The following is a 26,263-nucleotide window of genomic DNA, read 5'->3' as shown; positions in this document are numbered from 1 at the left end:
CTATCATCAGGTGAATGTGTCTTTTAGAAGGGCTGGTGAAGTGTGCAGGATTTAGAGCAACTTTTAAAGCATTATTTTGGCTATGAGGCGTTCCTCCCCGGGCAGCGCGAGGTGATTGAGCAGACGCTCTCAGGGCGAGACGCCTTCGCCTTGATGCCAACAGGCGCGGGCAAATCCCTCATCTATCAACTCTCAGGACTCTTACTCAATGGAGTCAGTATCATAATTTCGCCCCTGATCGCGCTCATGCAGGACCAGGTCGACCGCCTGAAGACCAATGGTATCCCCGCGACCTTCCTCAATAGCGCATTGAGCGCGAGCGAGCGCTCACAGCGCGAACGCGAGATCCTTCAGGGCAAGCTCAAACTCGTCTATGTCGCGCCCGAGCGCCTCCTAACCCAAACCTTTCTGACCTTCCTCGACGAAGTACAGGAGCGCGTCGGCCTGGGCCTGATCGCCGTCGACGAGGCTCACTGTGTTAGCGAGTGGGGACATGACTTCCGCCCGGAGTATCGCCAGTTGGGGCGTTTACGTGTACGCTATCCCCATGTCCCGGCAATAGCCCTGACCGCAACCGCGACTGAGCGTGTACAAGAGGATATCCTCACACAGCTCAAACTGAACGATCCCTATGTGGAGGTCGCCAGCTATAACCGCCCCAACCTCTACTACGAGGTACGCCAGAAGCACCAGAACACCTATGGCGAGCTGGTTCAGTTCTTACGTGAGCAGCCTGATGCGCCCGTGATTATCTACTGCCAGAGCCGCAAAAACGTTGATACCATCGCTGATTCGCTGCAACACCACGGCATTCGTGCCCTCCCCTATCACGCAGGCCTGAGTACCGATGAGCGCACGCGCAACCAGGATAGCTTTATCCACGACGATGTCCCCGTGCTGGTGGCGACCATCGCCTTTGGCATGGGTATCGCCAAGCCGGATGTGCGCGCCGTCATTCACTACGATATGCCCAAGAGCCTGGAGGGCTACTATCAGGAGTCAGGGCGTGCCGGACGCGATGGCCTGGAGGCACGCTGCATCCTCTTCTACCAGCATGGCGACCGCATGAAGTACGAATTTATCCTTGCCCAGAAAGAGGATGAGCACGAGCTTTTGAAGGCCCGCCAGCAGATTCAGCAGGTCATCACCTATAGCGAGAGTACCGACTGCCGCCGCAAGGCCCTGCTGGCCTATTTTGGCGAGAATTTTACCAAGGAGAACTGCGGCAACTGCGATAACTGCCTGCGCCCGGTCACTCTGGAGGATCGCACCATCGACGCACAGAAGTTCCTCTCTTGCGTCTCCCGCACCCAGCAGCGTTACGGCATGCGCTATATCATTGAGATCCTGCGTGGCGCGAACACCAAGAAAATTCGCGAGATGGGCCACGATCAGCTCACCACCTATGGCATCGGTAGGGACCTGAGCGCCGACGAATGGACGCGCCTGGGGCGCGCACTCCTGCAACAGGAACTCGTTAGTGAGACCCAGGATGGCTATCCTGTGCTCAAGCTGAACAGGTTCTCCGCCGAGATCCTGCGCCGCCAGCGCACGGTCGAGATACCCGCTATAGCCAGCGAACAGCGCCAGGGCAGCAAACGCAACGCGCCCCAGGTCGAACTCAAGCCCGAAGAGTGGGGCCTCTACCATCACCTACGTGAGCTGCGTAAGCGCCTGGCCGACGAGTACAACATCGCCCCCTATATCATCTTCTCCGATAACAGCCTGCAAGTCATGGCCCAGCAGCGTCCGCAGACGCAAAAGCAGTTCGCCGCCATCCCTGGGGTAGGCGACCGCAAGCTGGAAGCTTTCTTCTCGCCCTTCACACGCGCCATTGAGGATTACTGCGATCAGCATAACATGGAGGTGGGCCTGGAGATCGCTGAGGAGCCCAAGCCCGCCAGGGAAGAAGCGCCCGTCGTCCGCAAGCGCAACGCCTTGGATAGCCACCGCGCCTCCCTAGAGCTCTACCGCCAGGGATATAGCATCGAAGAGATCGCCCAGCAGCGCGGCATCTCTACTAGCACGATCATCAACCACCTATCGGCCCTGATCGAGACAGGCGAAGAGGTCGACGTCTCGCCCCTCATTCAAGCCAGTCACTACGAAGACATTGCCAACGTCTACCAGCAAGTCGGCATGGAGGTCCTCAAGCCCGCCAAAGAACTACTGGGTGACGCCTATAGCTACGAAGAGCTACGCCTCGTGCGCGCCCTCATCCGCCGCGAACAAGAAACCCTCCAGAACACCACAACACCATAGGCTAAAAACGCCATCGTGGAGGGGTATCTCGTGATAGACTGGCGAGGCCAGTCTATCACGAGATACCCCTCCACGATGGGCACCGCAGGCGCGGAGGCGCTCCTCAGCGCGCCCTTCCTTATTGACAGACACCTATATACTAAGAAGCATCAAACTCAGCAATAGATTAAAAGGGGAAACAAACGCATGGCAGCGAAACTCAACCAGATTATCGCCGTTGAAAAAGGCACAAAAAGCCGCACCTTTCAGGAGTTGACGGAGGCACACCACGCACTCCAGAAGCCAACCCTGCTCTCTGGCATCTCCAGAACCTACCGCCCTAAGGATGAGGAGGGCGAACAGCTTCCACCGGAGTCGACCCATGTGCAGGTCAAGGCCGAGGACATCATCCGCAAAACCATCGAAACACTCACCAAGCTCTTCGACGTCACCGCGACCAAAGACTGGGCTAACTGCGTTGCCAAGGCAGATGTCGTTGTTGATGGCCAGGTCCTCCTCGCGCAGGTTCCCGCGACCTACCTGCTCTTCCTGGAGAAGCAACTGGTCGATCTACATACCTTTGTCAAAAAACTGCCCGTTCTGGACGCCTCCGAGAGCTGGAACTTTGATGCCTCCGCCGACAACTGGGCGACCGAACCAGTTCAGACCACCAGGACCAAGAAGGTGCCACGCAACCACGTGAAAGCCGAGGCCACGGAGAAGCATCCCGCGCAGGTCGAGGTCTACTATGAGGACGTCATTGTGGGCTACTGGCGCACCGTCAAGTTCTCCGGCTCGCTACCTGCCCGGCGCGTCAACGAACTGCTTGCCCGCGTCGAAAAGCTCCAGGAGGCAGTCAAATTCGCGCGTGAAGAGGCTAACAGCATCGAGGTCACGGAGCAGAAACTCGGAGAGAAGGTCTTTAACTACCTCTTCGCCTGATTCGCCTCATTTACCCATGAAGAGGCAATCGTGAGCGCTGCTTCGCAGCGGCTAGCTTCGCTCACACGATTGAAATGAAAGCTTGCATTTTCGCGCCCCTTGCATTAGACTGGGAGGCGGAGTACAGACTGAGACTGAAGTTCATATTGATAGATGCAGATGTCACAGGGCAGGTTCGAATCCTGCACCCGCCATATCGGGGCGGGGTAGCCCAGCGGTAGAGGCAGCGTCGGCGTCGCCCCAGAATGAGATTCTCACTCCAGCCTCAGTATTCATCGCCGAACCTCAAGTCAAGGGTTGAGGCCGCTAATCGTCGGATGCCCGTGCAATTCTGGCCCGCTCCGCCATATCTTCACATGGGGCGGTAGTTTAATAGTAAAACACGACGATCTTAAACTGAGCCTGCAACTTAAACGTATTGGGGTGCGCAATTGGGCGATACACGCGGGACCCAGGATCGGCCATTTCCTGGGTCCCAACCCTTTTTGGCCTCTCCATCGTACGCGTTCCTCTGGCTTCCCAACACGATTACTGCGCTTCATCAAACACGCTCTTCCACCCACTCATTTCTTCTATGTATCGCCAGCATCCATTAGCAGCCTCTCTTTCAGCCAGAGCACCAGATCCTCTTGCGAAACTCGTATCCTATTAATTCGTAGACCTTATCAAGCTTTCTTCTGAACTCTGACACTACCTGTCAATGCTGATAATATCGTGAGCCGGTGTAGAATTGGCCGTCCAGAGAAAACAAGCTCCAAAGAAGAATGTTCAAAGTGCCGACCAGCAAACGGTGAGAGAACGGCGATTGAACCGGGTATCCCTACCGCCGATGAACAAATGTTGATGGATGGTCCGCCAATGGTAGCTAGAGCCGTTTCTGATTGAGTAGTGACGCCTGTACGATCTGCCTGGCGCTCTTTCATATGATAGCTGCGGATATTAAATAAGAAAATGGTAATATTATAATAAAAGGGTACAAAGTGATCAGTCACGAGTTTTTACTTTTCCATGGGCTAACAATCCTCTATTCTGAGCCAGAAGCTATAGAGTACCATTCATCCGTAACCATGTTTTTGCATATGACACAGCAAAGGAAAGGATACTTTAGCCATGACCACATTAAGCAGCGTTGAACCGATCCTGAGCAAAGATGAGGTTGCTCAATTTCATGAACTTGGCTATGTCCTCGTGAAAGGTGTACTTTCACGGGATGAAGCCGCCTATTATCATGGCCAGATTTTAAATCTGGTCCCACGTGATTTGACCATCCCAGCCCATTGGGGCACCCACAATGGTAGACTCAAACCAATGAATGAAAATGGAAGCCAGACAATTGATACGCCGGAACTTTTACCACTGATGATCAATGAGAAACTTTATAGAGCGGCAGTCCAATTGCTTGGCTCGACGCGCTTGCGATCGATGGATGGGTCAATAGGCATTACGTTGCGTAATGCAGGCGAAAAAAATATTCTGAGTCAGCGTCTTCACCTCGATGCCTCCGTACCCAACACTGTGAACAACTTCCAATTTACACAACAAGAATTACAGGTTGGGGGATGCTACTATTTCAATACTGTTGAACCGCAAGGCGGTGGTATCCATGTCGTTCCTGGGGGACATCGACTCGTCGAGGAAAAAGCACGAGCACATGCAGAAGGGCGTCAACTTTATGAAAAATGGAAAAATATTACCGATTTTCCGGAAACAGTCGAGGTAACTGGGGAGGCGGGAGATTTTGCCTTACTCCACCATCTAATGCCACATGCGGCATCACACAATCACCTGCCCAGACCGCGAATAGCGCAATTTACCCGCTTCATCCGTGAGGATCATCCGCATTATCCAGCCAGGCCTGCTGCGCCTGATCAATATCATCAAGCGCAACTTCGCGTGATGACTCCATTAGGCCGTAAACTACTGGGTATTGATCCCTGGTAGCAATACATTATCCTTTTCGCGTTCTCAAAACATACGACGTACTCCACAATTTCTTATGATCTGAGTACGTCGTCAAGCTCTTCCACCGAGAAGAAACTCATCTACTGATCCCTACGCAGGTTACAGAGAATGTGGCGAGAAAGCCCTGGTCATTGATGCCAGGGATGAATCGCCACATCCGCTCTCGTGCGCGAATAGAACAGCGTATTTTTCGAAATAGAACTTGTGTTCTTCTGCTCGTTCTGGTAGAATAGGCATATCAGCACGATTCATCGGTGGGAATGGAGAGAAGGAGCCGACATGCCTGGACAACGCCAGAGACAGCAGAAGCCAAAACATCCCAAGGAGAAGCGACCGGCAACGCCTACCTTTCTGCTCGAACTGCCCCTCGTCGTCGACCCAGGACAAGCCACTCGCCTGCGCGCTCACCTGGAAGCCGCTCGCCAACTCTACAACGCCATCCTCTCCCAGGGACAGAAATGCCTGCGCCGCATGCGAGCTGACGCTGCCTGGCAAGCGGCTCGTTATCTTCCTCGCACGCAGAAGACTGAGCGGGCAGTCGCCTTCTCCGCCTTGCGCAAGCAGTACGGGTTCACCGAGGCAGCATTGCATGAAGCCGTCAAAGGCTTGCGCGTGGGATGGATTGCCGAGCACATCGATGCCGTGCTCGCCCAAACCCTGGCGACCCGTGCTTACCGCGCTCTCAACCGCGTCTGCCTGGGCCAGGCCAAACGCGTGCGCTTCAAGAGCCGAGGGCGTGGTTTCTCCAGCATCGAGAACAAGCGCAATGATACCGGCCTGCGCTTTGTCCTGCAGCCACCCGAGAAGGGAAACGCAGGGTTCCTGCACTGGAATGGGATCAGCTTCCTGCCTTCATCGATTGGAAGGACGAGGTGGTGACCCATGGGCTCAAGCACCGCATCAAGTACGCCCGCCTCGTCCAACGTCCCACCAGCAGTCCCAAAGCAGCCGGAGCCGATGCAGAGGGCTATCGCTACGTGGTGCAACTGGCCCTGGAAGGCAAGCCTCACCACAAACCCAAGCACAAGGTGGGGCAAGGGATCGTTGGGGGCGACCTGGGTCCCTCGACCCTGGTGCTCGTTCCCCAGGAAGGGGAGGCTCGTCTGGAGGTATTCTGTGCGGAACTGGCTCCCGAGGCCCGTGCCATTCGCCGTTTGCAACGGCAGATGGATCGGCAGCGGCGAGCAGGCAATCCGGAGAACTACGACGAGAAGGGGCGCATCAAAAAGCAGGACCGGAAGAAGTTGCGGTGGAAGCAGAGCAAGCGCTACCAGGCCACGCGACTACGCAAGGCGACCAAAGAGCGCAAGCTGGCGGCGCACCGCAAGAGCCTGCAGGGGCGCAAGGTGCACGAGATCGTCGCGCTGGGCAGCACCATCATCATTGAAAGGATCTCCTACAAGGCATGGCAGAAGCAATTCGGCAAGAGTGTGGGACTGCGAGCACCAGGGATGTTTGTTGAACTGTTGAGACGCACCGTTGCAAGCACGGGCGGCATCCTGGTGGAAGTTCCCACACGAACGACGGCGCTGAGCCAATGGTGCCACGGCTGTGGCAAGAAGGTCAAGAAGCCGCTCTCCCAGCGCTGGCATCAGTGCGCCTGTGGCATAGGTCCCGTCTAACGCGACCTGTATTCGGCGTTTCTGGCCGCTTATCTCGATCCAGCACATCCCCTTCCCTCGTGTGCCCGATACCAGCCGTATTGGGAGGGTGCAGAGGCGCGCCTGCGGGCAGCACACGAGCGTATCACACAACGTGCGAGAGAGGGGCAGGCGCTGCCCCGAAGCTTGGGTATGACTCGAGCCAGAGCGCGTCTGCCCGAAAGTCCAGGGGAACCACCACTAGAGCCTGCTCTTCTCCTTTGGCGTGAAGAACGGGAAGCGTGGGCCGAACTTCTGGAACCCCCGTTGCTTTAGCACGGGGAGCTCTCAGTAAACCAGGTGGCCTTCAGGGTGATGTCTCACGCAGACTCTGTTTCGTAAAAGAGGAAAAAAATAGGTCAATCTCCCAGCGCTCTTTCCTTATCGCTCTTTATAAGAAGGGACAGATAAAGGGTTGCGCTCGGCGAAGGAACGTTGATGCCAGTAAGGGTAGATGGTAGGGATCTCACTGACCTTGTCGAGCTTCGCAATCTGCTCAGCAGTAAGAGCCCAACCGACTGCGCCAAGATTCTGTTTGAGTTGCTCCTCGTTGCGAGCGCCAACGATGACGCTTGCCACCGTGGGACGCTGCAACAGCCAGTTTAAGGCGATCTGAGAGACTGACTTGCCCGTCTCCTCGGCCATTGCGTCGAGCGTGTCCACGATCTCGTATACTTTCTCGTCGGATATGCGTGATCCCTCTGAGCCGATCTGCTGCACTCGGCTACCCTCGGGGGCTGGCTGGCCGCGGCGGATCTTGCCCGAGAGCACCCCCGAGGCCAGAGGACTCCAGACGATAGTGCCGACCTTCTGGTCAAGGGCCAGTGGCATGAGTTCCCATTCGTACTCGCGCCCGACCAGAGAGTAAAAAGCCTGATGGGCCACGTAGCGCGTCCAGCCATGGGTTTGCGCCATGGCAAGAGACTTCATCAGATGCCAGCCGGAGAAATTAGAGCAGGCGATATAGCGTACCTTACCGCTCTGTACCAGAGTATCGAGTGTACGTAGCGTCTCCTCAACAGGAGTAAGCGCGTCGAAGCCATGCATCGTGTAGATATCGATATGATCCGTATTTAATCTGCGCAGACTGTCCTCGCAGGCTCGGATCAGGTGATGGCGTGAGGAACCCAGTGTGTTTGGTCCATCGCCCATCCTGAAACTTGCCTTCGTTGAAATAAGCAACTGGTCTCGCCGTCCTGCAATAGCCTTGCCAAGAACCTTTTCCGACAGGCCTTCAGAGTAGACATCCGCCGTATCGAACAGATTGATGCCAGCCTCCAGGCAGATATCGACCAAGCGACTTGCCTCGGCCACATTGGTATTACCCCAAGCGCTAAAAAAAGCGTCCCCGCCACCAAAGGTAGCTGTCCCAAAGCTAAGCGCAGAAACCTTCAGGCCAGAACCGCCAAGTTGCCTATACTCCATTAGTTTGCTCCTCTCTTCTCCTGATTACAACAATGTATTTGAGCTTTAGAATGAGAGTATCTACCATCGTAACTCCCTCTGGGAGACCAAAAAGCAGAAAATAGCCCATTGTCACCGCTCAATGGACGAGTTTACTCTTCCTCGTGAAAATGTTACTGGGTATGCGGAGGAGGGGTATCTCCCTGGACCTTTATATTACCATATAACGCAGACCACTTGCTCGTCTGACAAAGAAGCGTTTGGATATATGATTTCAGATATATTTCCCAAAAAGATACTTCGTGTAAGTGGTTCCACAGGCTCGCGACACCTGGAAGCGTTCGATAATCTCTGCGCGGGATTGTCCTTCGTCAACAGCGCGCAGCACCCGCTGTCTCAACTCTTGTGAGTAGGCTCGCATACCTTCATTGTGGCATCTGTCTCAAGGTGGCTGCAATCCCTCATCAATAAAGTACCGTAGAAAAAACTGGCTTGCGCCACCCTGCCATAAGAGGAAACTGGCCTTTCTTTTCCAATGAAGAGTTGATGCTCAAAACCATTATATTGTCCATTGTTACCACTAGATCGTCAATTGTAGGCAGATACTTTCAACGATACACTAACAACAAATCGCAAAATCGTGCATGTCAATATTTAGGAATAGGATGAATACTTATGGCTGCTTCCTAATGGTGCATCCAGCACAAAGGGGAGGTACAGGAGGAAGCCCTCTGCCGAGGCGGGGGGTATTTCCCCCACAAATTCACCTTCTCACTTGCGGATGCACCACTAACCACCATAAGGAATTCTTCATTGTGAAAGGAGTTATCCTCTCCGAGAACGTAACTACTATTTTCATCATGTGGACAACACGAGCGGACGACAGTTCATCATTTGGTACGGAAAGCTTGTTGTTGAAAGAGTGGCGCACTTCTTCTTTCATAGAGAAAGAAGAAGTGCCTAATGGAATCATTGATCATGGATGATCAGTGCACCACGTACCTTGAAGGAAAGAGAACGTGAATATTGTACCTAAACTATCGAGCAGTGCCCACACGCTGTGTTTTAGACCACGCACTGTAGTAGGCAGCCATGTAGTTCGTGCCGCTATTTCAGTGAGCTTGGCCCTAGCAATCGCAGTGCAGTTTATGCTCTTTGGATCGACACAGCCTGTACAAGCTCAGGCCAACCTGGACAACGGTCTTGCCATCACCCCTTATATGGGATGGAATACCTACTATGGACTCGGCAGTAATTTTAATGAGCAGACAATTGTCAGTATAGCCGACACGATGGTAAGTCGTGGATTAGAGGCTGTCGGTTATCAGTACGTCTGGATCGATGGTGGTTGGTGGTCTGGTACGCGTGATAACAACAACAATATCACTGTTGACGCGACGCAATGGCCTCATGGCATGCAGTGGATTGCGGATTATATCCACTCTAAGGGGCTAAAGGCTGGCATCTATACCGATGCAGGAAGCAATGGCTGTGGCGGCGCCAATCAAGGCAGTTACGGCCACTATCAGCAGGATGTAGACCAGTTTGCTGCCTGGAGATTTGACGCGGTGAAGGTAGACTTCTGTGGCGGTCATGAATTGGACCTAGATCCAGCTACGGCATATGGTCAGTTTCGTGATGCACTCCTGAGTAACAACAGCCATAGGCCTATGTTGTTCAACATCTGCAATCCATTTCCGCCAAATGTCTTCGGTCAGAATAACCCACCTCTACAAAAATCTGCATATTACTCCTACTCATTTGGTCCAAACACTGGTAATTCGTGGCGCACAGACACTGATGTCGGTTTTCCCAATAGTGTGCTCTGGCCCGATGTGCTGAGAAACCTGGACCACGATGCGGCCCATCCCGAAGCTGCCGGCCCTGGGCACTGGAACGATCCCGACTATCTTGGACCAGGGCTTGGCATGAGCGATGCTGAGGCGCAGGCTCAGTTCACTATGTGGTCTATGGTTGCCGCCCCCTTAATTGTTGGGAGTGATATTCGCAGCATGTCCGCGACAACTCAGGGGATGTTGACCAATCGCGATGTCATAGCTGTGGACCAGGATGCGCTTGGCGCGCAGGGAACTCGGATTAAGCAAGATGGCAATGGTGATGTCTGGGTCAAACCTCTTGCCAACGGTGATCGTGCTGTTACCCTCCTCAATCGAGGAACAGGTCCCTTGACAATCACAACCAGCACAGATGCTCTTGGTCTCGCTCACGCCTCCGCTTACACGCTGAACAATTTGTGGACACACCAGAGTACGGAGACGGCGGGGCAAATTAGCACAACCGTTGCGCCGCAGAGTGCCGTTCTTTACCGTGTTTCGCAAAAAGCTGGAAATGATATTCCTCCTTCAACCAGCCTATCGGCTCCAAGCACGCCTGCGGCCTATCCTGGATCGAGTCTTTACCTGGCTCTCCCTGGATCGAGTATGACTATTTCCTCGGTGTTTGAGAACTATGCGCGTAAAACTGTTAATGATATGCGCCTCGATTTCTCAGCCCCGCAGGGATGGCAAGTGAAACAGCAACCTGCCGGTACCCATACTGTTGGAACTGGGGGGCAAGTCAAAGGGACCTGGCTTGTAACGCCACCAGCTGGTACCCTTCCTGGCAGTTACACGCTCTCGGTGACTGCGACATACCAATGGGGTAATCACCATAAGGAGAGCACAAGCACCCAATTAGTAGTAACCGTACCATCAGTACCACCATCTGGTACCGGTTACCTCAGCGATCATTACTGGCTCAATGCCAGCAGTAGCTATAGCGTTCCATTCCCCAATGCAAGCGTGGAAGGATACCCAATTACTTTACAAGGACATGCCTATTCTAAGGGCATTGGTGTTGTTCCACAATCCGATGTTGAGTACTACCTGGGAAATAATTGCACACACCTGTCCGCGACGGTTGGGATCGACGACATTGTGAATCAGATTAACCCCCAAGGCGGCACAGCAATATTCCAGATATTCGCTGATGGGACGAAGATCTACGACAGTGGACTCGTCACCCGGGCCGCAACCAGATCTGTTGATGTCAACCTGACTGGAGCAAAGGTGCTCACTCTACACGTCGATGATGCAGGTGACGGTAACTACAATGATCGCACTGACTGGGCAGATTTACAGTTGATCTGCGGTGCGCCGGTCAATACTGTTCCCAATGGTCCCTGGCCGCATTTTGTGCCGCAGTCAACTCTGAGTGCGACCGCCACGAGTGCCCATGATGGTTACCCAGCCAGCGCAGCCGTCGATGGTAATCTGAATACGATCTGGCATGACGAATTTACTCCTCAAGCTAAGCTGCCTCAAGCAATTACCGTTGACCTTGGGAGCGTTCATAGCATAGCTGGGCTGACCTACCAACCACGCCTCGATACGTCTACGACAGGAAACATTACTGGCTATAATGTCTATGTCAGCACTGATGGGACGACGTTCGCAAAGGTCGCGAGCGGCTCCTGGTCGTCCGACCGGTCTCTCAAATCCGTTAGCTTTAACACCCAGCAGGCACGCTATGTCAGGATCGAAGCCACAAGTGGTGTCGGTGGCTACGCATCTGCCGCCGAGATCGATGTGGCTAATATACCTGCCTCTTAATGCCAAAGCAATGTAAAAGCCAGCGCCACACACCCCATACCTCTGAATGCCGCAATCACTCACGGGTATGGGGTATTCAGTGAGAAAAGTGGAGAGATTCCATGTCAGGCAAAATTCATGCAGAGGAAACCGAGATCCAAGGTTTCCGCGCACTGCACGTAACCAATCAGGTGCTATCTCTGACGATCATCCCAGATCTTGGTGGAAAGATCAGCAGTATCCGCGATTTGCGCAATGGACGGGAATGGCTCTGGACGAACACTCAAATTCCATATCAGCTGCATGGTTATGGGACCTCGTATCAGGAGGCCGATACAGGTGGATGGGACGAATGTTTCCCCACAGTGAGCGCGTGCTCCTATCCCCTTCCCCCCTGGAAAGGCCGAAACATACCAGATCACGGGGAGATCTGGCCTCTGCAATGGTCAATAAAGGGCGATGGTGATACTGAGACCACTTTGATAATCAACATGCAGGTCCAAAGCATTGGTCTCCCATATGTGTTCCAACGTATCATCCGCATCACCGCGGACTCACCTTGCCTGCGGTTTGACTATCGCGTTGTGAACCAGTCTGATAACGACATTGCATTTATCTGGAGTAGCCATCCGCTTTTCGCTGTCGAGCCCGGAATGCGCATACAGTTGCCAGACAACACACGTATGAATACATGGGTGAGCATGCCTGCCCAACTTGATCCTCAATCTGGTGAACAGGCGTGGCCCATCCATGCCAGGCTAGGTGAGCATGAATGGGATTTGAGCTACATGCCTGACGAGACTGCGGGTATCGGGATCAAGCTGTGGAGCCAACCTCTTGCACAAGGCTTTGCTGCACTGATAGCAAGCGACGGGGAATTTCGCTTCACCTTTGATACTGCCCAGCTTCCGCAGCTTGGAATATGGATGAATGCCCGGGGCTACTCGGGCACGGGTAGCACCCCCTACTACAACCTTGGTCTAGAGCCATGTATCGGAGCACAGGACTCGCTGGAAGATGCGGTCGAGAAATATCAGCGATATGAGATATTACCAGCCAATGGTATGAAAGAGTGGTGGCTTGAGACTCATCTCAGCACACGCTAAAAGACGTAAGCTCAGGAGTAGGGATAGTGGTGTGGGGGCTGGCGGATACCAGCCCCCACACCACTATCCCTACTCAAAGGCGATGGAAAAAACTGTATCAGGCCTCCTTCGAGGAGATAAAAAGTAGCGCGGGGTCGCTACATACTGCAAGGTGAACCTTCGCGCCTTGATGATAGCTTTCTAAGCGCAAGACATGCTCGAAATGCGTTCTGGCTTGCTCGTACTCCTGAAGGCCAAGATGCCCAAGCCCCAGCATGTAGTGACAGTGAATCTCATTTTGCTTATCCTGATCACTCTCAAAGACCAGGAAATCGGGCAACGAGACGGCGAAGTAATCAATCTTGACCGCATCGAAGAGATGTTGCTCGCCATAATCGATCAGTTTATGGAAGCGACTCCTGGCCTTCTGTTGATCCTGGAGTTGGAGTTGCGCAAGTCCTTGATAGAAGATCATATCTGGTGGCTGATCGTTGTAGAACATCGCGCTAGTGGGTTCTTCGAGTCCATGGGCTGCGCGTTGGAAGCACTCTCTCGCATTGTCTACTAGTCCCTGTTCGGCGTAAGCACAACCCAGGTAGTAGTAAATATTATTCTCCAGTGTGCCCGTCAATTTCCCTTCTGCGAGGTTCTCAGGATAGATAAGTGCCCGCTGAAGCGTGTCGATGGCTTGCTGGCTATCTCGCACCAGGAGCGCACGCTTCCCTAACTCGACATGCACGAAGATATATTGCCGGGCGACCTGCCCTTCTCCGCCTTCCCAAGGATGGAATATATGCTCAGTAAGTAGCGCCAGTACCTCTTCATAGCGTTGTAAGGTATTCAGCAAGGTGACGTATTCCAGGTAGAGATCATCACGCTCGATGACGAGCCCCCGATGCTTTTCCAGGCTTGCGAGCCTCTCTTCAGAGGCAACCCCTATTTTTTTGCGGAGCTGATCTAACTCGTAAAGCACGCGGGCATCGGTCGGATCACACGCAAAGGCCGTTTCGAGTGAGCGCAATGCCTGCTCTGGTTGCTGTAGCGCGTTGTAGTAAGCCAGGGCCAAATTACGATGGACCGTCGCGAAGCCAGTGTCACGTGCTCTCGAGGTCTCCCAATGATGGATCGCATCTGTATGTCGCTTCTTGTCATAGAGCAAATTGCCAAGATAATAGTGGGCTTGGGCATCACTCGCATCGGCATTCGTGGCATGTTCAAGGACGATCAGATCATCGAGGCTATTGGGGAAACAATAGTCTGTAGGCGCATTCCGGGCAGTATGGCGCTGGGTCTGTGCCTGCTCTGGTTGACCTGCCTGATCATGAAAATAGGCGAGGTAGTAGTGGACCATAGGCGAGAGATTTTCATGGTTCTCTCCTGCCAGGCGGGAAAGCAGCGCGATACTTTCCTCATAAAGCCCACTGTGCGCGTAATCGGTTGCCAGGGCAATATAGTTATGCACATCCCCACGCATCAGAGCGGCCAATTGGGCTTCATTATCCTTCGCCTGTGTCTCTTCACCTTTTACCCTATGAAGCAGAATACGCTCATAATACGCGCCAAAGTCTGCGACATCGAACTGCGTCGTTTCAATGGATAAATGCATGGCCTCGTCCACATGCCCCTGCTTACGCAACAGCGCCGTTTTGAGATGGCGAGCCTTGTAGTTATAGGTGTGGTGTTGCAGTGAGAGCTCAACCAATTGCAGAGCCTCGGTATATTGCTGGTGCATACAGGCGATCTGGGCGAGGGTGAAGTAGCCCGCGCTCTGCCAGGCCTCCGACCAGGTAGATTTGTAGAGTGCCGCGAAGGCTTCGTCGAGTCGTCCCTGGAACTTTAAGGACAGGCCAAGCTGATAGTAGGCTTCGCTATCGTAGGGGTTGGGATGATAGCGAGTAAGGGTTGCAATGGCAGTGCGGAAATAGCTTTCACTTGTCCGAAATAGTCCTCTCTGGAGGAGGAGCTTGCCGTACGCGACGTTAATACGGCTATCACCGGGATCGCGTTTAAGCCCCTCCAGGTAGTAAGGGTCGGGCTCAAACGTCGCGTGGCGATACTGTTCCAGGTGCTGTCCAGCCAGGTAGAGGGCTTCATTATTGCTCAGTGTTTCAGGTGTTCCAAGTGGAGAGGCGGGCTCTGGTAATTTCGCAATCTCCGATTGGACTGGCGTATAGGCTACCAGGAGACGCCCTTGCGCGTCTCTGACCGTAATGGTGACGTCATTCGCCTGTTCTTCATGGTTAAGTGGTACCATGGTGGTAAAGGTCTGAATAGGCGAGAGCATCGTGACTTCGTGCAGATAGTGCTGATGCTTGCCTCTCAGGTCGATCACGGCACCAGAGAAGAGAGCTGTGGCGTAGACCTGAATGCTAGCGAGATGATTTACATCGTCAATTTCCAGGTTGACCGCGGCATCAATCGAGGCATTTTTGACGAGCCCAATGTTTTTATAGGGCATAAAATACTGATTGAAGGATTTGGTTTCGTAGGGCTGGAGCCAGGAGAAATCGGGTTGGTTATCGGTGAAGACGCCAACCATGAGTTCTACATACGGTCCATCTTCATCGGTCAAATTACGATCCCAGGCCTTACCAAACTCGCCATTGCCCCATGTCCATTGTTTTTTCCCCGGTGAAATATGATGGTTCGCGACATGAAGGAGTCCAGCTTGTAGGGCATGATCATATCCACCAATAAAGTCATAGCGTGACTGGTATGCCATATAAGAGGTCGGGACAGGAATGTTTTTATACCATGAAATGTCCACTCCTGCAGAATAGTCCATTTTGTAATAGGTACCAGTGGCGATAGGGAAGCGGGAGACATCCCGTCTCCCATGATCGAAGACGGCATGGACATCGGGAGGGAAGACAGACTGGGTATGCTCGTTGACGGCGAACGCGGGATTGGCCCACCACAGAAAGGTCTGCGGTTGGGGTGTGCGATTATAGAGCTGCACCTGGATTTCCAGATAAGCTTTGCCTGGATGAAGTGTAAAACCAGCCGTCATCTTCGTGCCATACATACGATCTATTTCGCTTACCCAGATGGTTTTACTCTCATCCTGGTTATGCGTAATACGATATTCGACCGGGCCATACGTATTTGGTCGATGGTGTTGTGGCCAGTTAAACTCGATGCCGCCAGAGATCCAGGGCCCGGTCAGCCCTACGAGAGCGGGCTTGATGACGCGATTATAGTAAACAAAATCATAGTTGTTGGTCTTGTCGAGTGCGCGATAGATACGCCCCCCCAGTTCGGGCAGAAGTTCAATATGCAGGTATTCATTCTCAAGGCATAAGAGGTGATAGGACTGGAGCGTCTTCTCATTCTCAATCTTGCTGATGACCGGGTAGGGATAAACCTTGCCTGAGCTACCCTGGTACACCCGTTTTTCTAAGAACATTGGATTTTTATCCGGTTGACCAGTGGCATAAGTGGGAATGACAACATCTTCTTCCCACACACGTACCTGTGAACTGGATTGTTCTTCCATATGTATCATCCATCCTGGTACTACTAACTATAGTTTTGATGTTAGTGTACTGGCAGGCAATTATATTGACAATTGACGATATCGTGATTATGATGGACTATATAATGGTCTCTCCTAACGCTTGCCCGAAGGTAGGGCCGGTCCCTCTGATTGTTTTGTGTGGACCAAGGAGCCGAGGCACGATGAAGATAATACAAAAGGCGGATGGCTTTGAGGCGCAGAAGCTCATTGTTCTTCCAGAGGCTTTCCTGGAAGATGCCTCGCCCCATTCGCTCTTGAAGCCCCTGTATGTCACTGATATTGGCTTCTTTCCCCATGCGCGCTACCATTACCGCGAGCGATCAAATGGCTGTGATGAGCATATTTTCATCTATTGTGCAGAAGGTGAGGGATGGGTCATCCTGGAAAGGGGCAAGAAACAGCGTATACCCAAGGGCAGACTTCTGGTGATTCCAGCCAAGACGCCGCATATTTATGGCGCAAGCGAGGACGATCCCTGGAGTATTTACTGGTTTCACTTGAAGGGCGAGGCGGTAGTGAATTTTGTTCAACAGTTTGATATGCTTAACGCAACGCTCCATGTCCCCTCCACTCAGGCCACAAAAATTATCAACCTCTTTGAGGAGTGTTACAGCATTCTACAGTATAAAGGCTATTCTTTGCGGCACTATCTCTACGTGTCGCAGGCGCTGCACTACCTGCTTGGAATGTGTATACTTTTGCATGGGGAGGCGCAGGAGGACGATAACAAGAAAGAGGTCATCGAACGCGCCATCCAATACATGCTTGAACAGATACAGTCCTCCCTCACGCTCGACGACCTGGCCCACCATGTCAACCTCTCCAAACCTCACTTTATTCACATGTTCAAACAGGTGACTGGCTATTCTCCGATTGATTACTACCTGCGTCTCAAGATGCAACGCTCCTGCCTCTACCTTGACATGACGAATGCGAGTATCAAAGAGGTGAGCAAGAGCGTTGGCATCCACGATCCCTATTATTTTTCGCGCGTCTTTCGCAAGGTGATAGGTCAATCCCCTAGTGACTATCGCCGGTCCCGACAGGGCTAGCAGGGTTCTACTGGCCTTGCCGAGAATTTCCGTTAACCTTTGACCGCGCCAGCGGTGAGACCACTTACCAGTTGCTTTTGGAAGAGGGTGAAAAGGATCACAATCGGGAGCGAGACCACGACGCTGGCCGCCATCATATCGGGCCAGCGATCCTGAAACTCACCCACGTAGGTGCCGATAAAGCCAGCTGGAATGGTACGCATATCTGGGCTGGTCGTCAGCGTGACAGCGTAGAGCAGTTCATTCCAGGAATTGAGGAAAGCAAAGAAGCCAACCGCGACCACGCCAGGAATGATTAAGGGGAAGACAATACGCACCAGGACGCCCACACGGCTCAATCCATCAATGCGCCCCGCCTCTTCGAGGTCGGTAGGCAGCGTATCGCAGAATCCCTTCACCATCCAGATACTAAAGGGCAAGGAAAAGGTGGTAAAGGCCAGCACCAGGGCGGGATAGGTGTTTAACATGTGCAACTGGCGAAACAGGGTGTAGAGTGAGATCAAGATTACTGCGTATGGAAACATCTGTGTCGCCAGGATCACCAGTAGCACCGCTCGAACACCGCGAAAGTGGAAACGCGAGAGGACGTAACCACCAGGCACAGCTGCTAGCAGTGTTAGCAGGCATGTGCAGACGCTGACGATCAAGCTGTTGGCGAAGTAGCGTACAAAGCCTTGTTGGTCCGCTGGGAGAATCTGGTAACTATGCAGCGTGAATTGATGTGGCCAGAAGGTTGGCGGATAGAAGAAGGCTTCCCCCTGAGACTTAAAGGACGTGGAGAGGAGCCAGAAAATGGGAAAGAAGGCGTACAGTAGCAATGCGACAAGGAGCGCGTAGGTCACAATGCGTATGAAGACATACCTTGTGCGGTGGCGCTGCGCATCGGCGTGGCGCGAATGTTGCTGTTCCGCGCTCATTACGCTCTGTGCGCGCGCCTCTCCTTCATTCGCCTCTTCCAGAGTAGTGATCAGCGGTTGGCGGTTAGAGATGTCTTTACTCATTGGGACCCAGCCTTCCCTTCCATGACACGGATATAGAAATTAGTAAGGAGGAGGAGCATGATCAGCCAGATCGTGCCCATGGTAGCTGCAATGCTGATATTCTGGTTCATGAAACCCGTGCGATAAATATTGACAATGATGTTATTGGTGGCATTGCCAGGACCGCCCTGGGTCATTGAGTAGATGATGGTAAATTCGTTAAGGCTCCAAATGAATTGAAGCGTCGTGACAACGACAATAATGCCACGAAGCTGTGGCACGATAACATGCCAGAAGCGCCCCCACATCCCAGCACCATCCACCGTCGCCGCATCCAGTAAGTCCTGCTGGACTGTTTGCAGACCCGCGAGCAACATCAGCGTAAAGAACGGGAACTTGTTCCAGATGCTTGCGAAGATCACGGCGACGACAGCCAGTTTCCCATCGCCGCCAAACCATGCTAGTGGCTGAGGGAAAGGGTGCCATCCCAGGATATTGATCGAGGTCAGAAGCTGATTGATGATCCCGTACTGAGAGTTATACATGTAGAAGAAGAGATAGGCGACCACGACATATGGAATGACCCAGGGAATGAGGGCCAGACCGCGCCAGAGCATCTGAAAGCGCAGGCGCTGGTTAAGGATGATCGCGAAGAGAAAACCAATGGCAAACGAGACGCAGGTAGTGACGACACTGAAAAGGAGGCTAAATCCAGCGGAACTCCAGAAATTATAGGTTGGCCGTGTTAGCACATCGACATAATTTTTCAAGCCCACCCAATTGTTATCAAGAGGATCGGCCAGGTTCAGCGATTGGAATGAGAGCAGAATCGTGTTAAAAAGGGGGTAGAAGATGATGCCAATGAACAGGATCAGCGATGGTGTGAGCAGAACCCAGAAAAGCAATGGACCGTTAAGACCACGTCCATAGTATGGCCGATTCCTGAAAGCATGTGACTTCTGCACCCGAGTGTTGATGAGAGACACGTGGCCACCTTTCTTCTCGTAATGCTAGAAACAAACATGCGAGAATGCAGGCTGTTTATCGAGAACAATCTCGATAAACAGCTTGTATTCTCTCTCCACAATGATATATACGTACGTTATATATCCATTTCGTGGTGATAGAGCGCCTACTGCCCAAAGACGGTTTTCACATCTGTGTTCAATTGCGCAAGACGTTTGGGAACATTCGCGCCACCTGCAATATCCTGTAACGCGGTCACGACATAGGTCGCGGCCTGGCTATACTTAGGATGATAGGCTGGCGGACGCATGGTTGGGAAGACTTTGTTGATAAAAGCCTGGCTGATATCGTCTGAGAAGAGGTTGGCATACGGGCCGCCGCTTGTAACCTGGCTCTTATGAGGGAAGACACCCTCTGTAACCAGATAGTTGGTCAGTACCTGCTTGTTGGAAGTCAGATAGTCAATAAGCTTCCAGGCCAGATCTTTATTGTTGGAGTTGGCCGACATGCCCAGGTTGTGAATATCGGCGCAAGTTACAGGAGCGCTTTGTCCCGGTCCAACTGGCGTGGTGGTCACGCCCCAATGTGTATTGACATCAGCGACAGACTTATAGACGGATGGATTATCGCTCTGGAGGATACCAGTCAGGTAAGGGCCATCGAGCTTGAAGACCATCTGGTCGGTCGACATCAACTGGCGCTCAGCTTTGATGGCTTGATCGGGCGGAGTCCAGTTTTTCTTTACCGCATCTTGCAGCCATTGGAAGGCCTTCACTGTTCCATCATCTGCCCAGTTGATGGTAATGTTACCCTGGTTGTCTTCGTGCATAGGATCGCCTCCAAAGGTCCAGATCCAGGGCCAGAAGCCAACGAGTGCATATTCGGTTTTGGATATATCAATACCGATCGGATGAGCATTAGCAGGCAGCTTGGCCCGTAGCTCTTCCATTACACTGTTGAGTTCATCTATGGTAGTGGGGGGCTTATCGGGGCTGAGGCCATACTTCTGCAAGATGGTTTTGTTATACCAGAAACCATGTGGCGAAATACTGAAAGGAACTGCGTAGACCTGACCTTTGTAGGAACCTACCTCAAAGGTGTTGGTAAAGGCATCGTTACGCCAACTCCCAGCGTAGGAATTGAGTGACTGGAGCGCACCGCCGCCGCCAAGGGCATAGGGCCAGTTTCCGCTAAGCTCCATGACATCTGGAGGATTACCGCCAGTGGTCATAGTCTGCAACTGCGTAAGCATGTTATCGAAAGGAATGGCAATATTCTCGACCTTGGCTTTAAACTGTGTCTCAAAACCTTGCAACGCCTGGTCGATCTGCGTCTTCGTCGCTGATTCAGCTGACGCCCAGTTCGCGTACTTTACGGTTGTGGAGCCACCACCGCCACTACCTCCCTGGTCTCCTCCACAGGCCACCAGTAAGGCCTCAAGACTGCCCGCAGTCATACCGACCATCAGTGCCCGTGTCAGGAGATCTCGGCGCCCAATTTTGCCTTGTATGATGTCCTGGAAAATATTACTCTTTTCCGTATTGGCCATATGGACGACACCTTCCTCTCGTCGTTATGTAGAAGCAACACTGCCTCCATGCTATAGGTTTAAATTAAAACAACCTTCAGTGAAAATACCTGCTGTTAGTATAAAATTGACATACCTTAGGAACAATTGACGATGTGGTGATTAGAATGGACAATATAATGGTTTCTCTTCTCTGGCGTTGTGATCTCATTCGATGGACAGATCGCCGCCGGGGCACTCATAGATGTGGACCGAAAGGGGCATGGGCTGGCGATGACCACAGGCCGAGCACGTCTGTGAGCTGTATGTCGCAGGCATGTTCACTATACGTCGCCCAGCGTCCGCTTTGGCACGAAGGTGGCGAAAAAGGCCGATCAGACAGCATCACTGATTGACGAGGGACAAGGCGGGGTTCCTGACCATAGTGCGAACCACTAGGACCTCGACAGCCTATAGCGGTCGATCAGGCGTCGTGACTCCTGCTGGACGGAGTTTTCTTGCCGGTTGGCGATGCGTTGATGGACCTGCGCGACCACCTGACGGTGTCTGATTCGCTCGCGGCTCCCTTTCGTCGTTTTGGTGGGGAGGTGTTGAGCCTTGGGCAACGCCTTCTCCTCCTCACAGAAGAAACTGGGGTTGGCGATGAAGGTGCCCTCAGAGAGCGTGGCGAAGGTCGTGAGCCCGACCTCCACGCTCACGCTTTTCCCTTAGCTAAAGCCTTCCATCTGAGCGGACGCTACGCAGCACTATCACAGCATTCAAAAAACTAGAGCAACCGTTGCTTCTTCAGAAAGTCAGTAGCGACGAGGGTGATCGCACGGGCAGTGGAGACACCCTCATTCTTCCTTCTGTTGGCCACATCAGTCTGCAATTGAATACTCCCCTTGGTGGTCAATTTAGGAGCCAACGGATTAAGCACGTTGGGAAGAGTAGGATATTTTTGCAAGACACTATTACGCACAATAGGTGCCGGATTGAAGGCTGGAAAGCCATTCTTGTCATCCTTCAAGAAGATGAAGCCACTCTGTGGAACGGTAGCATCAGTGCCGTAGCAGGCAGTAATCTGTGCTTTATTGCTTTTCACCGCTTGGAAGCTGAGCCCATAGTCAAGCGTCCGTAGGCTCTTAAAACTCTTCGTTGTGATGTGGTAGGTGCGCTTCAAACCATCGACAAAACGAACTCCGTCGCCAGGTGAGGTGAGAGCGAATTGCGAAATCCTGGGCAACATTTCAGAAATAGAGAAGATCATATACTTCTGGGCATTTTCCCTTGACGTACAGAGCTCATAGCCGTCGTTGAGAGGGGCCATTGCAAGCCAAGTAATCTGATATTTTTTATTGAAGCCTTCCTTTACCAGTTGGTAGTCCTTTTGGGGATCATAGGTAGAAGGGATCTTTAGCTTATTGAGGCCTGTAGCGGTAAACTCGGGATACATATCAATCGCTCCATTTTGCAGAGCTTGAAATATGATCGCGCTATTGGCAAGTGCAGCCTTCTCCTTGACACTGTACCCATTTTTTCGAAGCAAAAGAGTATACATCTTAGTAAGAAGTTGTGATTCAACATCAAGTTTACTGGCAACGCTGAGAGCACCTCTCGAATTGCCACTGTTACCACAAGCAGGGAGAGAAGGTAGAAGGAGGAGAAGCAGCAGCAGAAGGAGAAGTATGCTTTCTGGCCAACCTTTTTTTCGCACAATCTTCCTCCCTGGAAGAAATTTACGCCCCCTCACATATGTCAAGAGGCAAGCAGAGCAAAGAGGCTGAGGCTATAGATGATCCGTTTGTCTCGTTACACGCAATACCAGCACGAAAAAACGATCACCAATGTAACAGCCATCTTTTTTCATTAGATAGTGTCTGAAAGCGATCATCTTGCAGTTTATGAACATGAGGTGCATCACGGTGGGGTCTCCAAACGTGTCAACTGGAGAGATTTGCGAAGTATATGCCGCTTTTCTCAATTATTCTCCATTCATGCTACCTCGTAAAAATGCCGATTTCATGGGGATCAAACACTATCTAAGATGCCACCTGTAACGTACTCAATCCATTTTTTGATGCGAGTATCCCCTCGTGCGATGGGTCCAAGTGAAAAAACACAAGCGACTGTTGCAAGCCAGCAAACATCAATCATGACCACTACCCCTGCGCTGGTAAACTGCAACCACAGTGGGGTATGGGCAGGAAGGAAGACCGCAAATAAACTCCTGAAAAATGCAACCGCCTTGAGGTTGCTCAGATCGGTGAGAACCCCAACATACCAGGCAGAACCGCGTTTTGGGAGGGCTTCCTTCGGCTCAGATTTTGGAATGCCCTGAGGGGCATTCCAAAACATTTTGATGCCTACGAAGGTGAGATAGAGAACTCCAGCCCTACCGCATTTTTGCGTACCCGTCTTGCCTCCAATCTCTCTCATCACAGCTTATTCCATGTGTACAAGTTTTGATTCCGTAATACCGCTATATTAAGCAGACATCAATGAGAGGATGTTATTCTTTCATTGGGGAATGTCTTGTTGAGCAGGCTTTGGCCAAGCACCATTTGCCGTGTCACTAGGGCCACTCTTTGTCCCAGGTGCTGAGCCGTTTGAAGGTCACTTGATGGAGGGGCGTGCTCTGCATCTTGATCAAAGTTCGACTGCGCCATCGCTCCAATCCAACTTCCTAGACGGTTAAGATCCTCGATGCTTCCCTGGCTCGTTGTGTTTCCTCCTTTCAGGTCTAAGCCGACCCAGTACATGCCGTGTTGAGCTGCAAACAGGACGAATTGCATCAGCGTATTGAGCTTATCTCCATTGTAGTTTACTGAATTGGTAAAGCCAGCGGCAACTTTATTCTTCCATTTTTGCTCAGACCAGACGGAAAGGCTTTCATCCATAAACAGCTTGAACGGCCCGGAGACTGTCCCCATATAAGTTGGGCATCCGAAAATGATAGCATCGGCGGCATGAAGATCTTTCCAGTGGCGCTTTACCTCTTCAACATTGAAGATCGAAACAGAGACTCCCTCAACTGAGGCCGCCCCTTGCGCGACAGCTCTTGCCTGTGTGGCCGTATGGCTATGCTGGCTATGATAGACAATGCAGATCTGAATCATCGAAAGACTCCTTATTTATCATGTACGACAACGGAATGAAGAGACCAGGAGAAGAAGAGAGCCGTCAGGGTTGCTTCTCAACCGGAAATTGAACTTCGGTAAGATAGTCATTGAGTTCCCCCTTCCAGCACAGGCAGACCTTGCGGCATGGCCCAGCGATGGTATAGCCATGCACTCCAATCCAAGTCCCCAGCGCCTGATAGGCTTCAACAATAGCATGCGGGCTTCCGTGGTGGAGAATGCTTGCCATCTGGGGGACTTCAGGCAAGTGTTGAATGATGACGCCTGCATCATGCGCAAGCCTGCTCCCAGATGAATGCTCAATAGGCACCGCGATCTCGACATCAAAATCTACAGGAGAGAACGAACTCTCATTGTAGAGATAGAGAAGAGGACCGTCTGGGCTGACCTCTTTTTGCTTGAGCATGTCAAGAAAGGCGTTGGCATAGTGGACATTGGGCAGGAAACCGGTAGCCTGCGTCCGGCTCGAAATGACGGGGAATGATTTCACCGCTTTGAGCACAACCTCATGTGATAAGTTATTTCCCTCCCGCTCAATGTACTTCAGGCGGGCCTCTATGTGGGCTAGCTGTTCCTGCTCAGCCTGAATATGCTGCTGGAGCTTTGCCTGTCTCAAGCGAAGCATTCCCTGAAGCGCATCTGGAGACAGTTCTTCGTCAAGACACGCAGTAATTTGCGTCAACTCAAAGCCGAGAGCTTTGAGTGCCAGAATACGATTGAGCCGAAGCAATTGATCGATAGCGTAGTACCGATACCCGGTCTCGGCATCAACCCGCATCGGTTTGAAGAGACCAATGTCGTCGTAGTAGCGCAGTGTGGACGTTGATACCTGAGCGATCTCGGCAAATTCACGAATTTTAAACATCCTTTTCCTCTCTAGATAGGGAACTGCTCTCCTGTTCTCTTTGTTGACTTCGTTAAAGAGGATATCACTTTCAAGTAGGTTGAAAGTCAAGAGGGATTCAGGACTATTTGTAGCGTTTTTTCTTGTGAACGAGAAGTTCTTGATTACCGCTCGTGCAGGAGGGATACCGATGGTCGCACCGGCTGTTGATGGCATTAATCTGTTCAAAAAGGTAGCGCCAGGCTTAAAGGGAGGTGCAATTTTGAGCATAAAAATCCGTTGCCAGAATCTGGCGAAATTTTTAGCATTGGTCACAGTGGCCCAATTATGCCGTGAGTGTGACACCCTTCCTCTTCACTAGCTTACTGGCCAATTGAGAGCTTAACGTTGTAAATCTCGTCGCCGGGCCTAAAAGGCCGATACTGTTGGAAAACACTATCTCTCCAATAGAGAGCTATGATACAATCAAAATAGGCTTTTTTGATGATTGGAGAACATTATGCAAACACATATGAGTGGAAAAATCTGTGTCATTACAGGCGCGAACTCAGGGATTGGCAAGGTCGCAGCACGAGAACTGGCGAAGATGGGGGCGACTGTTGTGCTAATCTGCCGCAGTCGCGACAAAGGGGAAGCAGCCCAGCAAGAGATCAAGGCAGCGAGCGGAAGTAATGCCGTTGATCTGTTACTGGCCGACCTGTCATCACAGCAATCCATCCGTCAGGTGGTGGAGCAGTTCAAGAAAAGATACGCTCAGTTACATGTATTACTGAATAACGCAGGAGCGATGTTCCCCAGTCGTCGTGAGAGCGTCGATGGCATCGAAATGTCGCTAGCCGTCAACCATATCGCCCCATTTTTGTTCACCAATCTCTTGTTGGATACCTTACAGGCCAGCGAGCCTGCCCGCATCGTCAATGTGAACTCCGGAGCGCATTTCAGCGGTAAGATTAACTTTGACGATCTACAATCGCAGAAAAAGTATGGCGGGTTGGACCTGCAGGCATATTCTCAATCGAAGCTGGCTAATTTGCTGGTCACTTACGAACTGGCCCGACGGCTCAAAGATACATCAATAACCGTCAATGCGCTTCATCCCGGCTTTGTCGCCACCAATATCTCGCAAAATGCCGCACCCGGCCCGTTGAAACCATTCATGAGTGTTGTGGGTAGATTTATGGGTATCAACGTAGAAGCGGGCGCGAAAACCTCGATCTACCTGGCCTCTTCACCAGAGGTCGAGGGCGTATCGGGCAAATACTTCGTCAAATGCGCCCCTGTGACTTCCAGCAAGCTCTCCTACGACGAAGCGCTCCAGAAGCGGATGTGGGAGGTTAGCGAGGAACTGACAAAGGCGGCGGTTCACTCATAAGAAAAAAGAAAGAACCACGAT

At 52.1% G+C, this 26,263-nt stretch carries 20 protein-coding genes and 1 pseudogene; 9 read left to right on the top strand and 12 right to left on the bottom strand.

Going from position 1 to position 26,263, the window contains the following annotated elements; all coding sequences use genetic code 11:
- Positions 1-42: 42 nt before the first annotated feature.
- Both recQ and JMJ16_RS33755 read left to right on the top strand, forming a co-directional pair.
- Positions 43-2,262, top strand: coding sequence for a DNA helicase RecQ (recQ, locus tag JMJ16_RS33760; RefSeq protein ID WP_201388738.1), 2,220 nt, complete (start codon positions 43-45; stop codon positions 2,260-2,262).
- Positions 2,263-2,448: 186 nt separating this feature from the next.
- On the top strand, positions 2,449-3,183 hold the full coding sequence (locus JMJ16_RS33755; RefSeq protein ID WP_201388736.1) for a hypothetical protein: 735 nt from the start codon (positions 2,449-2,451) through the stop codon (positions 3,181-3,183).
- A 369-nt stretch (positions 3,184-3,552) separates the two neighbouring features.
- Here the strand turns inward: JMJ16_RS33755 and JMJ16_RS56185 are convergent, their stop codons facing one another.
- Positions 3,553-3,681, bottom strand: a complete 129-nt coding sequence (locus JMJ16_RS56185) for a hypothetical protein (RefSeq protein WP_255553259.1) — start codon at positions 3,679-3,681, stop codon at positions 3,553-3,555.
- Between the two features lie 612 nt (positions 3,682-4,293).
- Here JMJ16_RS56185 and JMJ16_RS33750 point away from each other — a divergent pair.
- Positions 4,294-5,124, top strand: a complete 831-nt coding sequence (locus JMJ16_RS33750) for a phytanoyl-CoA dioxygenase family protein (RefSeq protein ID WP_201388734.1) — start codon at positions 4,294-4,296, stop codon at positions 5,122-5,124.
- 300 nt (positions 5,125-5,424) lie between these two features.
- Positions 5,425-7,061: pseudogene (locus JMJ16_RS33745) on the top strand (AAA family ATPase).
- Between the two features lie 105 nt (positions 7,062-7,166).
- Here JMJ16_RS33745 and JMJ16_RS33740 read toward each other — a convergent pair.
- Complete coding sequence (locus JMJ16_RS33740) at positions 7,167-8,210, bottom strand: aldo/keto reductase (protein WP_201388732.1); 1,044 nt, start codon at positions 8,208-8,210, stop codon at positions 7,167-7,169.
- Positions 8,211-9,004: 794 nt separating this feature from the next.
- Between JMJ16_RS33740 and JMJ16_RS33735 the strand changes: the two genes are divergently transcribed.
- From JMJ16_RS33735 to JMJ16_RS33725, 3 genes are all read left to right on the top strand, one after another.
- A complete protein-coding gene (locus tag JMJ16_RS33735; RefSeq protein ID WP_201388730.1) occupies positions 9,005-9,175 on the top strand; it encodes a hypothetical protein in 171 nt (56 codons plus the stop codon).
- Positions 9,176-9,208: 33 nt separating this feature from the next.
- Entirely contained in the window at positions 9,209-11,800 is a 2,592-nt protein-coding gene (locus JMJ16_RS33730) for an NPCBM/NEW2 domain-containing protein (RefSeq protein WP_201388728.1), read from the top strand.
- 101 nt (positions 11,801-11,901) lie between these two features.
- Positions 11,902-12,885 carry a DUF5107 domain-containing protein gene (locus JMJ16_RS33725; protein ID WP_201388726.1) on the top strand — a complete coding sequence of 328 codons (984 nt, stop codon included), beginning with the start codon at positions 11,902-11,904 and terminating at the stop codon, positions 12,883-12,885.
- A 97-nt stretch (positions 12,886-12,982) separates the two neighbouring features.
- Here JMJ16_RS33725 and JMJ16_RS33720 read toward each other — a convergent pair whose 3' ends face one another.
- Positions 12,983-16,360 carry a DUF5107 domain-containing protein gene (locus JMJ16_RS33720; protein ID WP_201388724.1) on the bottom strand — a complete coding sequence of 1,126 codons (3,378 nt, stop codon included), beginning with the start codon at positions 16,358-16,360 and terminating at the stop codon, positions 12,983-12,985.
- A gap of 182 nt (positions 16,361-16,542) precedes the next feature.
- Between JMJ16_RS33720 and JMJ16_RS33715 the strand changes: the two genes are divergently transcribed.
- Entirely contained in the window at positions 16,543-17,433 is an 891-nt protein-coding gene (locus JMJ16_RS33715) for an AraC family transcriptional regulator (RefSeq protein WP_201388723.1), read from the top strand.
- Between the two features lie 32 nt (positions 17,434-17,465).
- Here the strand turns inward: JMJ16_RS33715 and JMJ16_RS33710 are convergent, their stop codons facing one another.
- The 9 genes from JMJ16_RS33710 to JMJ16_RS33670 form a co-directional block, all read right to left on the bottom strand.
- The gene (locus JMJ16_RS33710; protein ID WP_201388721.1) at positions 17,466-18,434 is read right to left on the bottom strand and encodes a carbohydrate ABC transporter permease; all 969 of its coding nucleotides are present in this window, start codon (positions 18,432-18,434) and stop codon (positions 17,466-17,468) included.
- The gene (locus JMJ16_RS33705; RefSeq protein ID WP_201388719.1) at positions 18,431-19,399 is read right to left on the bottom strand and encodes a carbohydrate ABC transporter permease; all 969 of its coding nucleotides are present in this window, start codon (positions 19,397-19,399) and stop codon (positions 18,431-18,433) included. Before JMJ16_RS33705 ends, JMJ16_RS33710 begins: the two co-directional genes overlap by 4 nt.
- Positions 19,400-19,545: 146 nt before the next feature.
- Positions 19,546-20,928: an ABC transporter substrate-binding protein gene (locus JMJ16_RS33700; RefSeq protein ID WP_201388717.1), complete on the bottom strand. Its 1,383-nt coding sequence runs from the start codon at positions 20,926-20,928 to the stop codon at positions 19,546-19,548.
- 186 nt (positions 20,929-21,114) lie between these two features.
- Positions 21,115-21,282, bottom strand: a complete 168-nt coding sequence (locus JMJ16_RS57425) for a zinc ribbon domain-containing protein (protein ID WP_374229138.1) — start codon at positions 21,280-21,282, stop codon at positions 21,115-21,117.
- A gap of 59 nt (positions 21,283-21,341) precedes the next feature.
- Complete coding sequence (locus JMJ16_RS33690; protein WP_201388713.1) at positions 21,342-21,605, bottom strand: transposase; 264 nt, start codon at positions 21,603-21,605, stop codon at positions 21,342-21,344.
- Positions 21,606-21,673: 68 nt separating this feature from the next.
- Positions 21,674-22,603 (bottom strand): glycine betaine ABC transporter substrate-binding protein, encoded by a 930-nt coding sequence (locus JMJ16_RS33685; protein WP_201388711.1) that lies wholly within the window; start codon positions 22,601-22,603, stop codon positions 21,674-21,676.
- Between the two features lie 314 nt (positions 22,604-22,917).
- Positions 22,918-23,325 (bottom strand): LysE family translocator, encoded by a 408-nt coding sequence (locus JMJ16_RS33680; RefSeq protein WP_201388709.1) that lies wholly within the window; start codon positions 23,323-23,325, stop codon positions 22,918-22,920.
- Between the two features lie 59 nt (positions 23,326-23,384).
- Entirely contained in the window at positions 23,385-24,005 is a 621-nt protein-coding gene (locus tag JMJ16_RS33675) for a flavodoxin family protein (RefSeq protein ID WP_201388707.1), read from the bottom strand.
- 64 nt (positions 24,006-24,069) lie between these two features.
- The gene (locus JMJ16_RS33670; RefSeq protein ID WP_201388705.1) at positions 24,070-24,891 is read right to left on the bottom strand and encodes a MerR family transcriptional regulator; all 822 of its coding nucleotides are present in this window, start codon (positions 24,889-24,891) and stop codon (positions 24,070-24,072) included.
- 478 nt (positions 24,892-25,369) lie between these two features.
- On the opposite strand from JMJ16_RS33670, the gene JMJ16_RS33665 reads away from it, so the two are divergent.
- Positions 25,370-26,242: an SDR family oxidoreductase gene (locus tag JMJ16_RS33665; protein ID WP_201388703.1), complete on the top strand. Its 873-nt coding sequence runs from the start codon at positions 25,370-25,372 to the stop codon at positions 26,240-26,242.
- The last annotated feature ends 21 nt before the right edge of the window (positions 26,243-26,263 follow it).

Source organism: Ktedonobacter sp. SOSP1-52 (genome assembly GCF_016587395.1).
The sequence above is the reverse complement of the archived record's forward strand: the minus strand, read 5'-3'. Positions and strand labels throughout refer to the sequence as shown.